12 protein-coding genes are annotated in these 12,639 nt (G+C 58.0%); 8 read left to right on the plus strand and 4 right to left on the minus strand.

The features are described from left to right. Positions 1 to 2: 2 nt before the first annotated feature. Positions 3 to 1,232: a class I SAM-dependent methyltransferase gene (locus AC1DF8_RS22165; protein WP_478155016.1), complete on the minus strand. Its 1,230-nt coding sequence runs from the start codon at positions 1,230 to 1,232 to the stop codon at positions 3 to 5. Between the two features lie 237 nt (positions 1,233 to 1,469). Next, complete coding sequence (locus AC1DF8_RS22170) at positions 1,470 to 2,855, minus strand: NAD(P)/FAD-dependent oxidoreductase (RefSeq protein WP_478155018.1); 1,386 nt, start codon at positions 2,853 to 2,855, stop codon at positions 1,470 to 1,472. A 172-nt stretch (positions 2,856 to 3,027) separates the two neighbouring features. On the opposite strand from AC1DF8_RS22170, the gene AC1DF8_RS22175 reads away from it, so the two are divergent. From AC1DF8_RS22175 to AC1DF8_RS22195, 5 genes are all read left to right on the plus strand, one after another. Beyond that, positions 3,028 to 3,813, plus strand: coding sequence for a DUF1295 domain-containing protein (locus AC1DF8_RS22175; RefSeq protein ID WP_478155020.1), 786 nt, complete (start codon positions 3,028 to 3,030; stop codon positions 3,811 to 3,813). Continuing rightward, a complete protein-coding gene (locus AC1DF8_RS22180; RefSeq protein ID WP_478155022.1) occupies positions 3,810 to 4,853 on the plus strand; it encodes an SAM-dependent methyltransferase in 1,044 nt (347 codons plus the stop codon). The genes AC1DF8_RS22175 and AC1DF8_RS22180 overlap by 4 nt, the downstream gene beginning before the upstream one ends. Continuing rightward, on the plus strand, positions 4,850 to 5,392 hold the full coding sequence (locus AC1DF8_RS22185) for a hypothetical protein (protein ID WP_478155024.1): 543 nt from the start codon (positions 4,850 to 4,852) through the stop codon (positions 5,390 to 5,392). The genes AC1DF8_RS22180 and AC1DF8_RS22185 overlap by 4 nt, the downstream gene beginning before the upstream one ends. 29 nt (positions 5,393 to 5,421) lie before the next feature. Next, positions 5,422 to 5,952 (plus strand): lipocalin family protein, encoded by a 531-nt coding sequence (locus AC1DF8_RS22190; protein ID WP_478155026.1) that lies wholly within the window; start codon positions 5,422 to 5,424, stop codon positions 5,950 to 5,952. Between the two features lie 403 nt (positions 5,953 to 6,355). Next, positions 6,356 to 6,964, plus strand: a complete 609-nt coding sequence (locus tag AC1DF8_RS22195; RefSeq protein WP_478155028.1) for a J domain-containing protein — start codon at positions 6,356 to 6,358, stop codon at positions 6,962 to 6,964. Between the two features lie 35 nt (positions 6,965 to 6,999). On the opposite strand, the gene AC1DF8_RS22200 is transcribed toward AC1DF8_RS22195, so the two are convergent. After that, positions 7,000 to 7,446, minus strand: a complete 447-nt coding sequence (locus AC1DF8_RS22200; protein ID WP_112971330.1) for a hypothetical protein — start codon at positions 7,444 to 7,446, stop codon at positions 7,000 to 7,002. Positions 7,447 to 7,983: 537 nt separating this feature from the next. On the opposite strand from AC1DF8_RS22200, the gene repA reads away from it, so the two are divergent. From repA to repC, 3 genes are all read left to right on the plus strand, one after another. Further along, entirely contained in the window at positions 7,984 to 9,219 is a 1,236-nt protein-coding gene (gene repA / locus AC1DF8_RS22205; RefSeq protein WP_113212611.1) for a plasmid partitioning protein RepA, read from the plus strand. Further along, positions 9,216 to 10,193: a plasmid partitioning protein RepB gene (repB, locus tag AC1DF8_RS22210; protein WP_113212610.1), complete on the plus strand. Its 978-nt coding sequence runs from the start codon at positions 9,216 to 9,218 to the stop codon at positions 10,191 to 10,193. The genes repA and repB overlap by 4 nt, the downstream gene beginning before the upstream one ends. Positions 10,194 to 10,348: 155 nt before the next feature. After that, positions 10,349 to 11,566, plus strand: coding sequence for a plasmid replication protein RepC (gene repC / locus AC1DF8_RS22215; protein WP_478155030.1), 1,218 nt, complete (start codon positions 10,349 to 10,351; stop codon positions 11,564 to 11,566). A gap of 657 nt (positions 11,567 to 12,223) precedes the next feature. Here the strand turns inward: repC and AC1DF8_RS22220 are convergent. Next, positions 12,224 to 12,637, minus strand: coding sequence for a BLUF domain-containing protein (locus tag AC1DF8_RS22220; RefSeq protein WP_113212608.1), 414 nt, complete (start codon positions 12,635 to 12,637; stop codon positions 12,224 to 12,226). Positions 12,638 to 12,639: the final 2 nt, after the last annotated feature.

Raw genomic sequence — 12,639 nt, forward strand, 5'->3', positions numbered from 1 at the left:
ACCTATGAATGCTTGATGGTATAGAGCCCAACATTGATACTGCCCTCTTCAAAACCTGCCTCGCAGTAACAGAGGTAATAGTGCCACAACCGCTTGAAGCGCTCGTCGAAGCCAAGGGTTGCGATGGCGGGCCATCGGGCATGAAACCGCTTGCGCCACTCCCGCAGCGTTCTCGCATACGATTTCCCGAAGTGGTCTACCTCTTGTAGCTTGAGCCCGGACGAGGTGATCGCAGCGACGAGCGCTGGCTCGGACGGCAGGAATCCCCCTGGGAATATGTATTTCTGGATAAAGTCGATGCTGCTGCGATAGCTTCTGAATAGCTTGTCCTCGATGGAAATGATCTGCAGAACCGCACGGCCCTGCGGCGCAAGGCATCGACGAAGGGTCTCGAAGTAGCTCGGCCAATATGCTTCCCCGACTGCCTCGAACATTTCAATCGACACGATGCGATCGAACTGTCCGTCCGTGTCGCGGTAGTCCTGCAGCCGCAGATCGATTTGCTGGCCCCTGCCGCTCGCCACGGCTACCTCTTGTGCCCACCGAAGTTGCGCGGGCGACAGCGTCAAACCGACCACCTGCGCGTTAGAATGCGTGGCGAGATCAGCGGCAAGGGCGCCCCACCCGCAGCCGATCTCGAGAACGCGTTCGCCACCTCGAAGAGCAAGTTTCTCGCGGATGCGCGAAAGCCGCATCTGCTGGGCGGCTTCCAGTGTGGGCGTCGTGTCGTCGAAAATCGCCGAGGAATAAAGCATCATGCTGTCGAGCCACTCCCGATAGAAGTCGTTGCCGAGATCATAATGCGCTTCGATATTGCGGCGACTTCCCCTGCGCGTGTTGGCATTGAACCGATGGCCGATCCGATTGAATAGCCGCATCAGGATGTTGCCGTCGATCGCGCGCGAAAGCGCGTCCCTATTCCTCGCCGCCAGGCGGATCAACGCGGTCAGGTCCGGCGTCGTCCAGTCCTCGTCAAGATAACCCGCCGCAAAGCCGATATCGCCGGCCGTGAGCAGATCAGACAACATCCGCCATCGCCGCATGACGAGCATCGCATCCGGCCCCGGTTCAGGTCCGACTTTTTCGATGACAGTGCCATTCGGAAGCACGATCCGCAGCCGGCCAAAACTCATCTCCGAAATAAGCCGCGCTACGAGACGGCCGCCAGGGCCAAGCTTCTGTGTGCCGGAAGGAGCGAGTGGAACGCCAAGGGAATCGTCAGGCTGGCTCATGGCTTGCCGTCCTCCCGCTCAAGCATGATTTGTTGGGCGTTGGGCGCAGGAACGAGCGACGCGTGATCGGCAGGCGGCGGCGGCCGGACAGGCTGCGGACGCGCGCCACCCGGATCGCCGACGTCCCCACACTGATGTCGCTATTCAGCGCGCATAATATGTTAACGAGCCGCCGCGTCTTTGACGTCCGCTGCAATATCAACATCTGGCCGAGGACGGCCAACCAAGCTTTTGTCCTCATGCCAGCACCTCCAGCTCGACCGGGCGCTCTGCCGGTCGGGTCAGGGGCTTGCGCACGATGCGCGCGCTTTCCTGCGCCACCTGCCAGGGTCGCCGCAATCCGCCGAGCTCTTCCGCCACGGCCAGCCCCGCTTGAAGGCCGTCCTCGTGGAAGCCCGCGCCGAAATGGGCTCCGCAGAACCACGTGTTGCGCTTTCCCTGCAGCGACCATAATTCCTGTTGCGCCTGCTCGGTTTCAAGGTTGAAGACGGGATGGTCGCAGACTTCGCGACGAAGGATGCTATCCGGACGTGGCTCGCGTTGCGGGTTCAAGGTGACGAATGTCGGTGGCGCGGTGCCGAGGGGCTGCAGCTTGTTCATCCAATAGGTAATCGAGGGCTTTTGCGCCTCGTCGCACCCGTCCGTTCGACGGTCGACGACATAGTTCCAGCTCGACCAGGCGGCGCGCCGTTTCGGCATCAGCCCAGTATCGCCATGAAGCACAGCCTCGTTGCGCGAATAACGGAAAGCGCCGAGGAYGCGCCGCTCTTCATTGCTGGCATCGGCAAGCATGCGAAGCGCCTGATCGGCATGCGTAGCCACGACCACATCATCAAATGCCTGCTGCTGACCGGAACCATCATGAACTATAACCCGCCCCTCCTCGCGACGAATGACCGTAACCGGTGTCGAGATCCGGATCTTGTCGGAGAAGCGTTGGCTCATGCGACTGACATATTCACGGCTTCCCCCTTCCACCGTGCGCCAGGTCGGGCGGTTCCACAATCTGAGCAGGCCGTGGTTACAGCTGAATTTCACGAAACCGGCGGCGGGATAGGCCGCGACATCCATGGTCGGCGTCGACCAGATGGCGGACGCCATCGGGTAAAGGTGATCAAAGCGGAATGCGCGGCCATAGCCGTGTAAGTCGAGATACTGCTCGAGCGAGATGCCGTCCATGGTCGCCAGATCGCGCGGCGCGTTGCGGTAAAAGCGTAGAAGATCGCGCATCATTGACCAGAAGCGCAGGCTAATCGCGTTGATCGGTTGCGCAAGCAGCCCGAAGCCGGTCCCCCCGGAATATTCGAACGCGCCGTTGTCCATCGAGACCGCAAAAGACATGTTGGACGCGGTCGTGGGCACCTGCAGCATATGGAAGAGTGCCGTCAGGTTGGGATATGTCAGTTCGTTGTAGACAATGAAGCCTGTATCAACCACGACAGGCCCGCTCGCGCTTTCGTATTCCACCGTAGTGCTGTGCCCGCCGATCCGATCGGCCGCCTCATACACAGTGACCTCGTGGCGGTGCGATAGTAGCCATGCGGCGGAAAGCCCGGAAATCCCGCTGCCCACGACTGCGATGTTCAGGCGCCGTTCGCCCGGGATCCGCTGATAAAATGTCATCAATTCCTCTCGTCGACGCTCTCTGCTCCGGAAGGCAGGTACGAAAGCTCGCTCGGCTCGGTTCGTAATCGGCGGAAATTTTTTTCCTGTTCTTTTGAGAGATGGCGAAAACCGCTGACCCGCGCAGACCGTAGATGACGACTGCGAAGTGAACGATAGTGGAAGGACGGACATGGAGGTTTTCCTCACCATCGCAGTCTGCCTATCGCTTGCCATGGCCGGCGCCTGGGGCGTGCAGCGCGTCACGGGCCTGAGCGGATGGATCGACACGGTCTGGTCACTTGCGGTCGGATCTGGCGGCATTGCTGCCGTGCTCGTAGCCGACGGAGATGTTTGGCGGCGCATGACGGTGCTGGCATTGATAGGCGCCTGGGCGGCAAGGCTTGCCTGTCATATCGGCGCGCGGACCCGTAGTGGCCAAGAAGATCCGCGTTACGCCAGGTTAATCCAGGAATGGGGTGAGACCGCCGCCTGGAGGCTGTTTTTGTTTCTACAAATCCAGGCGCTCGCCGCCTTCATTCTTGTCTTGGCCGTCTATATGGCTGCAACCAATGACGCGCCCTTCGCGCGCGCGGTGGATGTCGTGGCAATCCTTATCGCCGTCGTTGCGTTGGTCGGAGAGACAATCGCCGATCGCCAGCTCGCCCAATTTCGTCGGACCCCTGCGGCCAAGACCGAGACTTGCGAAATCGGGTTGTGGCGCTACTCGCGCCATCCCAACTATTTCTTCGAATGGCTCTTCTGGTGCGCCTGGCCACTTCTATCCTTGAGCTCGTCCGTATCGACCTTTATCTCGCTGCTGGCGCCGGCGCTGATGTACTGGCTCCTGGTGCATGTTTCGGGCATCCCGCCGCTCGAAGACCACATGCTGCGATCGCGCGGAGACAAGTTCCGCATCCTTCAGAGGCGCGTCAACGCGTTCTTTCCCGGACCCCGTCGAAACGGAGAACTGCCATGAACATGTTGGCTTTTGCCATAAATACCGCTGAGCGAACGCCCTTGAGCGATGGCATGACGCTTGCCGGCATCGATTTCCTCTGCGGCCGCACCAAGCGAAAGCTCGCTGCCAGCCCGGCTTTGGATGAACAGGCTTTCGTCGACACGATGATGCATTTTCCCGTCGCGGCTCATCCCCACGAAGCCAACCGCCAGCATTATGAAGTGCCGCCGGAGTTCTTCGCCTTGGTGCTCGGTCCCCAGCGCAAATATTCCTGCTGTCTCTATCCAATGTCCACCACGACGCTTGAGGAAGCAGAGACTTGTGCCCTCTCCGAAACGGTGGGGCACGCCGCGATCGGGGACGGCATGAACATTCTTGAACTTGGTTGTGGCTGGGGTTCGCTTTCGCTTCACCTTGCCCGGAAATTCCCCAACTCCCGGATCACGTCGGTGTCCAACTCCGCGTCACAGCGCGCCTATATCCTGAATTTGGCGGCTAAATACGGTTTCACCAATCTCACAGTCATCACCGCCGATATGAACGATTTCGCCACGGATGAGCGTTTCGATCGCGTCATCTCGGTAGAAATGTTCGAGCACATGTCCAACTGGAGCGTGCTTTTGGAGCGCGTACGAGCCTGGCTAAAATCGGACGGGAAGCTTTTTCTGCACGTCTTTACGCACAAGGACCGCTCATATCGCTTCGACCATGGCGATCCGGCCGACTGGATTGCACTTCATTTTTTTACTGGCGGCATTATGCCGGCGCATGACCTGCCCCACAAGTTCGCCAGTCTCTTCAAGGTGGAGAAGGAGTGGCGCTGGTCGGGTTTGCATTACCGCCGCACGGCGCTCGACTGGCTCAACGCCTTTGATGAAAGAATCGATCGCATCCAGCCGATCTTGCGCGAGGTCTATGGCAAGGACGCTTCGCTCTGGCAGCGCCGCTGGCGACTGTTTTTCCTCGCGACCGCGGGCCTATTCGGTCACGAGAACGGAAATGTCTGGGGGGTCGGCCACTATCTCCTGTCCCCGGCTTCGACCGAGTATTTTGCATGACGGCCGAAAACGAGCGGCGCCATCTCGACCCCCAGACACAGGCGACCGTGGCGATCGTGTGGGTTATCTTGATAAACAAACCCTTCTATCCGCTCTACGTCTGGTATCTGGTCGGCAATGGCACGACGGCAGCGCTGGCCACCCTGCTTGCCGCCCCGCTGTTCGTCATCATTGCCTTCATGGCCCACCTTGCACCTCTGGCCGCCCGCATCGCCCTGCCGCTGGTCGCCACGCTTGATACGCTCTTTGAGACAAAGCTTTTTGGTACCGGCTCCGGCACGCAGCTTTTTCTGGCCCCTTGCATCATGCTGGCAGCTCTCTCATTTCGCGCCGAGGAAATATGGTGGCAACGCAGCATGGCCGTCTTCGTGTTCCTGGCCTTCGTTTTATCTCGCTATGGCCTCGGTCAGCCGCTGCATGTGTGGAGCAATCCGGATCTGACCATTCTTCTCAAGCTCAACAGCTTTGCGGTCGCCAGCCTCATGGCGTTGATCGCAGTTCGCTACGCAGGGATCATGACCCAGCCCAATCACCATTAACGCATATGTTGCATCGGAAGGACGCCATCATGTCATCACCTTGGAGTTTTTCGGCCGTTTTTGCCGCCACGCTCGCCTTGACCATCGGCTTTGCAACGCAGGCTGCTACCGCGCCGGCCGTCGTCAAGGTTGGACCGGACCACTATTCCGGAACTTGGCTCGAGATCGGACGGACACCGATGTCGCTGACCGATGGCTGCGTTGCCGGTTATTCGACCTACCGGAAGGGCAAGGTGCCGGACGAGGTTCTCGTTGAGGACGGATGTCACGTTCATACTCCACAGGGGCGCCTGAAGACCATTCACGGAACCGGCAAGATCGAGGATTTTGGAACAACGAATGCGAAGATGCGTGTCCGCTACCCGTTCTTCATCACATTCAGATATTGGGTTCTCTACAAGTCGCCTGACAAGGCCTGGTTCATCAGCGCCAACCCGTCAATGACCGATCTCTGGATCTACTCGCGCACTATCCCCTCAAAGACGAACCTTCGTCGCATGGTGCGCAAAGCCGCCGACCTCGGCTATGATGTTCGCAAGCTCGAATTCCCTGCTCAGTGATCGACGATGCTCGAGGCGCGCGCGCTCATCGCATAGTTCTGGCTTTCACGTCTGGAACGATCGGTCCTGGTTCGCGCCGGTGCCGATGTCGGCTTCAGTGAGGAAGCGGTCGTGGACCAGCGGGTTGTCCTTGATTGATGACGCGAGCGGCGGGCATCGGATTGAAGCGGGGCTTCAGGCGATCGCTGAAAGAGCGTGCGCGTCCGGATGAAGTCTTTCCGTCGTACAATGCGTGGTTTTGCCCGAACAAAGCGTTGTTGACGACCACTTCGAATTGGTTTCGAGGCCCATGCGTTCGACGTTCCCTCGCCCGTTCCATGATCGCATCACGCCGGGCTTGAGCAGATCTTGCCCGCGATTTACCTGTCTTGCCATTGACGCTCGTTGGGCCATAAATGCCGAGATGAGCCATGTACCGAAGATTTTCGTCAGTTTGAAACCGACGCGCAAGAAAGTGGGCCAGCAGCGTGAGAGCGTTGGTCCGAAATGCCAATGGGACGGCTGCGACAAGGATGGGCCGCATCGCGCGCCAGTGGGAGCGGATGCAGAGGGTCTCTATCTTCTGTTCTGCTCCACCCATTTGAGCGCCTATACCAAGGGATACAACTACATTACGAAACTTTCCGACCCGGTGACTGCTCGCTATCAGCGCGAAGCGGCGAGCGGCACGCTGCCCACCTGGGGAACCCGTGCCACCGCTGCATTGGAGGTTCCTCTCCCCTCGTCCGTCCGTTCCGGAACGGCCAAAGCGATCAATTTGCGCAAAAAGGCCGCGACATCGCAGGAGAAGAAAGCGGATCTTCGCCTGCGAAAACTCAAGGTACTTGAAGCCAAGGCATTCGAAACGCTCGGCCTTGCTGACGACGCGGAACCTGCAGAAATTAGAAAAAAATACAAGGAACAGGTCAAAATACATCATCCCGATGCCAATCAGGGAGATCGGGCGTCGGAGGATCGTCTGAGGGCGATTATCGAGGCCCATAAGATTCTCAAGATCAACGGCTTCTGCTAGGGTCCGTGGTCGGCCCGCGCGGCCTTCACTTTTGATCAGCCTGCGTGGGCCGCGCCGCGGTATCCGATTTCCTCCTCAAATGCCTGAATTTCGGCCTGAGCTCGCTCGGCTGGCAATCGTCCGGAACTGATCATTCTTTCCGAGCACCATTTGAATAGCTGTAGGTACGCCTTGGCTTTGTCGCCAGGAGTCCGTTGATCGGACTGGGTCCGCTCGCTGAGGAGCGCAGCTGAAACATGCTCGGCAATCATCATATGCGCCGCGTCGCTGACAGACCATCCTCGCTTGAGGATCAAGTCCGTGGCAAAGGAGCCCTCAGTAGACAACTGCCTGGAAAGCTCTTGAGAAACGGAATCCATGGCTTTTTCGATCGAGGTCCCCCTGCTTCGAAACCGAACCCGAAGCTTTTCTACCTCAGACCAAAGTAACTGGACCTCGGGAGAGAAAGAACTGTGTTTCTTTCGTTTGAAGAAGCCGAACATTTTACCGCTCTCCCTTTGAAAACACTGATTCCATTGAAAAAAGTCTAAGCCAAATCCCTTGCCCGGTCCACTCGCCCGCGGGCGCGAAATGCTGGCGGAAAAAGCACATTTAATGTAGTCGACGCTGCTCCTCTATTGCCTGTTTTAGGGGGCTAAGCTCCTGCAGAGGGCGTCGAGCTAGTGACCTGAAGCGGCAGCGTGCCTGCCGCCCATCTGCTCACTGAGTCGCACCTCATTGTCTCGCGCAAGGGGGCAAAACGATCAGCGGGAGGGTGCAACGGGCTGGATGCCTCGATTTCGGGCTGTTATCGACTCATTTTTCCAGGCCTCGGTCGAGCGCGCATGCGCCCCTGAAGCCATTAATTTTGCTTAAGTTTTGGCAATTTTTCCGTTTGACAGGCTGCTCGCTTACCGTTCGTGTAACCCATTGTTAACCCAATGGTCTTGCCCTGTGAGGGGAATCGGGTCTTATTCCTTATCTGCGGTGTCAGCTCGTTGGTTGGCTTTTTTCCGCATGTGAGGCCCGCAGGCGATAATATGATGAACACCGCAAAGGCAAAGGAAAGCCGAAACTCTTCTCTCCGCTTCACGATTGCGGAGCACGCCTCGTCGCTTTCGACCAAGCTGCAGGAACATCAAACAAATATCTTTCCGCCCCATGCTCGTAAAGGGATCCGGGCCTTCACGCCGTCTGAGGCTGCCAAGCTGCTGGGTGTCGCTGAAGGATATCTGCGAACCGTGGCCGTCGACCTCGAAAAGAAGGCTTCCGAAGGAGGGGGCATCGAATTCAGGCCCGCCGTTGCCGGCGGTCGGCGCATGTACAGCGTCCAGGAAATCTCAGCAATTCGCGCCTATCTCGACCGCCCAGGTCGAACAAGCGGTCGCTATCTGCCTCATCGACGTGACGGAGAGGAACTGCAGATCATTTCTGTCATGAACTTCAAGGGAGGTTCGGGCAAGACAACGACCTCGGCGCACCTTGCACAATATCTCGCGCTGAGGGGATATCGGGTTCTGGCGATCGACCTCGATCCTCAAGCTAGCCTGTCGGCCTTGTTCGGAAACCAGCCGGAAGTCGACGTTGGTCCGAACGAGACGATCTATGGTGCCATCCGGTACGACGAAGAGCGCCGTCCGATTCAGGAAATTGTCCGCGGGACGTACATCCCTGATCTCCATATCATCCCGGGAAACCTCGAGCTGATGGAGTTCGAACACGATACGCCAAAGGCGCTCCTTCAACGCAAGCCGGACGACATTCTCTTCTTTGCCCGGTTACAGGCCTCCATCCGGGAAGTCGAGGACGCCTACGACGTCGTCGTGATCGATTGCCCTCCGCAGCTGGGATTTCTTACGCTATCGGCCCTCACAGCGGCGACATCGGCTCTGATCACGATTCATCCTCAGATGCTGGATGTCATGTCGATGAACCAGTTCCTTTCGATGATGAGCGCGCTGCTTGAGGAAATTGCCGAAGCTGGAGCCGAAGACCGTAACAATTGGATGCGCTACCTCATTACGCGCTTTGAGCCCACCGACGGCCCACAGAACCAGATGGTCGCGTTTCTTCGCTCGATGTTCGGCGAGGATGTGCTCGTCAACCCGATGGTGAAAAGCACGGCGGTCTCGGATGCCGGAATAACCAAGCAGACCCTGTTTGAAGTCGAGCGAACGCAGTTCACGCGCTCGACTTATGATCGCGCCATGGAATCGATGAACAACGTCAACGGCGAGATCGAGTCCCTTATCAAGGCGACGTGGGGGAGATCATGAGCCGGAAGAACCTCCTCTCCTCCCTGCACGGTGACAGCACGACGCCGCCGCCACATTCCAGACCGTTCATGGATGCCGGCAAGTCGAAGCCCATGACGGCCGTTAGCAAATCGCTTGGCGACCTCAATGACCGCAGTCGACGCGCCAATGAGATCGAACGGCGGCTGGCGGAAGGTCAAACCGTCATCGACCTCGAGCCGCAACTGATCGAGCCCTCCTTCGTGCAGGACCGCATGGGAGGAGATATTTCCGGGCTTGTCTCATCGATCAAGGAGCAGGGCCAGCACGTCCCGATCCTGGTGCGTCCTCATCCGGAAAAGCCTGGCCGATATCAGGTTGCATTTGGTCATCGGCGTCTTCGCGCAGCTTTCGAAGCTGGCCTTCCAGTCAAGGCAGTTGTCCGCGATCTGACGGATGAACAACTGGTCATCGCCCAGGGCCAGGAAAACAACGAACGCCAAGATCTTTCCTTCATCGAGAAGGCGCGGTTCGCCGCCCGTCTTAAGGAAGACTTTTCGCGGGAAGTCATCATGTCCTCTATGTCGCTGGACAAGAGTACGCTCTCGATCATGCTTCAAATAGTCGATCTGCTGCCAGCCGAACTAGTCGAAGCCATTGGCCCTGCTCCCGGCGTTGGGCGGCCAAATTGGCAGCAACTCGCAGCCCTCATGGACAAGGTTGAGGAGCCTTCTGAGGTCTGCACCTATGCGGAGGGTTTGGGCCACCTGGCTTCGGAGGAACGTTTCAGGCAGACCCTGGCACATCTGAAACCGATCAATGTGGAAGTGGGCAGTTACAATATGCTGTCCACACCCGACGGGAGCCGGCTTGCGCAGATCAAGAACAGCCGGTCGAAACTCGAAATCACAATCGACAAGAAGTCGGCGCCGGATTTCGCTGCCTTCTTGATAGAGCAACTGCCTGCGCTCTTTGAGGCGCATCAGACGACCAAGCGCAACAAGAAGGACGTGTAACCCGCAAAAGAAAAGAGCCCCAAAACGTCGCCGTCTCGGAAGCCCTGATCTGTTTCTAGCACATCCAGATTCGCATTTCCGAGAATCATCGTCAAGAGTCTTTGGCATCGTTTTTGATGAGCGCTTTCCTTTTGCCTGCTGACAGGTGAGAAACGATGGAAACCGGAAATGTGACGACGCCTTTCGGGCGGCGACCGATGTCGCTCGCGCTCGTGAGGCGGCAACAAGCCCTTGCCGAGATCAAGGCAGATAAAACCGTCGAAAAGTGGAAAGTGTTYCGAGACGCTTCTGCGGCCAAGGACCTGCTCGGCATTCAGTCGAACAGCCTTGCCGTCCTCGACGCACTCTTGAGTTTTTACCCTGACAATGAGCTGCGTCACGATGGGCAACTGATCGTCTTTCCTTCGAACATTCAGCTGTCTTTGCGGGCGCACGCCATGCCAGGCTCCACGCTTCGCCGTCACCTTGCAGCGCTGGTCGACGTTGGCCTTATCGTTCGCAAAGACAGCGCGAACGGCAAGCGCTATGCCCGCAAGGACGCCGCCGGTGACATCGAAAATGCCTTTGGCTTCGACCTGTCCCCTCTCCTCGCTCGCGCCGAAGAGCTTGCAATGCTGGCACAGCAGGTCATAGCTGAACGCATTGCGCTCAGGAAGGTCAAGGAGAACCTGACGATTTGCCGGCGTGATATCCGCAAGCTGATCTCGGCTGCGGTGGAAGAAGGGGCAAAAGGCGACTGGCAGTCGGTGGAAAGCATGTATGTTGCGCTAGTCAGACGAATTCCGCGCGTCCCGACACTTGCCGTTGTGGCGGACATCCTCGATGAGATGAGGATGTTGAAGGACGAGGTCCTCAATCGCTTGGAAACGCAGGCTCTCGCAGATAATATGAGCGGCAATGATGCTCAGAACGAGCGGCACTTACAGAATTCAAAAACCGAACCATCCACTGAACTTGAACCTAGCTCTGAAAAAGAGCAGGGCGAAAAGGCAGAGAAAGATCGGGGGCCTCGGAGGGAGCCGCTAAAGGCATTCCCTCTCGGTGTCGTTCTAAGGGCCTGCCCGCAGATCGGTCAGTACGGACAAGGTGGCGCGGGAATAGCAACTTGGCGTGATCTGATGTCGGCGGCGGTCGTGGTGCGATCGATGCTCGGGGTGAGCCCGTCTGCGTATCAGGATGCCTGCGAGATTATGGGTCCCGAAAACGCGGCCGTGGCTGTGGCCTGCATTCTGGAACGCGCGAACATGATTAACTCCGCCGGGGCCTATCTTCGAGACTTAACCAAGCGCACCGAGCGCGGCGAATTCTCCTTGGGGCCGATGTTGATGGCGTTGTTGAGATCTCAGGGACATGGGGATCTGCGGGCAAGCTGAGGTTGTTTGCAGCTGCAAACAGCTCATAGGGCTGCGATGGTCGGCGCGTCGCCAGTGCGTTGTACAACTATGATCTGCCGCATGGCCGAGTGACCTCAGAACGATGTGCGGTCATCCTTGCTTCTCATTGAGCGGTCTGCACCAGCAAACCCACAAGCCTTCAGGGATCTAGTCTGCGTGAGGACAGGTGGAGCCTCCAGAATACCCGGGCTCACTTCACTCAACCAACGCCCCCGGTCCTTATGGACCGAGAGCGTCGTGCAGGGAGACGCGACATCTCTCGTGACACTTCAAGAGGCTTGGCGTCGCGTCTAAAAACAAAACTTCGCTGCCATCGGGATGTTCCCGTGCCTTGTCAGCAACCAGATCGACAGCGATCGCGTCTGCTGCTGGGCGAGCCAAGGGCGCTGCATTTTCGTTAATGCCCTGCGTCGCGGTAGAGTCAGCACTGCAAGGAGCACGATTGTGCCCCGAAGCCGCAACGGAGTCTCTAATCCTGGTGAGGAATAAGACTTCTCGGCAGTTTTGCGAACCGCTAGCGGACGACGCGTGTGTTTTGTCACGATTAGCGGCAATCGACGGCGAGGCCGGAGCTGGGATGCTCCTCATTTGCCGGCGTTATCAGCCAGGCAAAAGCAGGCAGGAGAGGCCGGCCGATTACGCTCCGACACCATCCAGGACTAGTGAACGCAGCATCGAGACCAGCGCATCGCCGGTTAGTAGCTCGGGATCCAGAACGAGATCCGACTGGAAGCTGATCGAAGGACTGCCGACATAGGCCATGGACCAGTCGCCAAACGTGCGACCAATGATCGGAACACAATCCAGCAGCGCCACGTTGCCATGACGCTGATCTTGCTGAATTCTCTCGAAAGTTGCCTCTACCGCAGTTTGCGGTCCCTCCAGAACCTGTCCGAAAAAGCCTGAGCTGAAAAGGAGGGCACCGGTGACGTCGACGGCTGGATTGTTTCGTCGGCTAGCCGCAAGTATTCGATCAATCTCGTTGCGAAACAACGCCGGTTCGCGTTCAAGTCGATTGGAGCTGAGATAAGCCAACCTGTAGAGAGACATTT

It is taken from the genome of Rhizobium sp. 05N49, assembly GCF_056396805.1.

Excerpts from the sequence above, each read along its gene's own strand:
- AC1DF8_RS22200 (WP_112971330.1), bottom strand. The coding sequence starts at position 7,446 with ATGTTCGGCTTCTTCAAACGAAAGAAACACAGTTCTTTCTCTCCCGAG.
- AC1DF8_RS22185 (WP_478155024.1), top strand. The coding sequence starts at position 4,850 with ATGACGGCCGAAAACGAGCGGCGCCATCTCGACCCCCAGACACAGGCG.
- repA (WP_113212611.1), top strand. The coding sequence starts at position 7,984 with ATGATGAACACCGCAAAGGCAAAGGAAAGCCGAAACTCTTCTCTCCGC.
- repB (WP_113212610.1), top strand. The coding sequence starts at position 9,216 with ATGAGCCGGAAGAACCTCCTCTCCTCCCTGCACGGTGACAGCACGACG.
- AC1DF8_RS22220 (WP_113212608.1), bottom strand. The coding sequence starts at position 12,637 with ATGTCTCTCTACAGGTTGGCTTATCTCAGCTCCAATCGACTTGAACGC.
- AC1DF8_RS22190 (WP_478155026.1), top strand. The coding sequence starts at position 5,422 with ATGTCATCACCTTGGAGTTTTTCGGCCGTTTTTGCCGCCACGCTCGCC.
- AC1DF8_RS22165 (WP_478155016.1), bottom strand. The coding sequence starts at position 1,232 with ATGAGCCAGCCTGACGATTCCCTTGGCGTTCCACTCGCTCCTTCCGGC.
- AC1DF8_RS22175 (WP_478155020.1), top strand. The coding sequence starts at position 3,028 with ATGGAGGTTTTCCTCACCATCGCAGTCTGCCTATCGCTTGCCATGGCC.
- AC1DF8_RS22180 (WP_478155022.1), top strand. The coding sequence starts at position 3,810 with ATGAACATGTTGGCTTTTGCCATAAATACCGCTGAGCGAACGCCCTTG.
- AC1DF8_RS22195 (WP_478155028.1), top strand. The coding sequence starts at position 6,356 with ATGAGCCATGTACCGAAGATTTTCGTCAGTTTGAAACCGACGCGCAAG.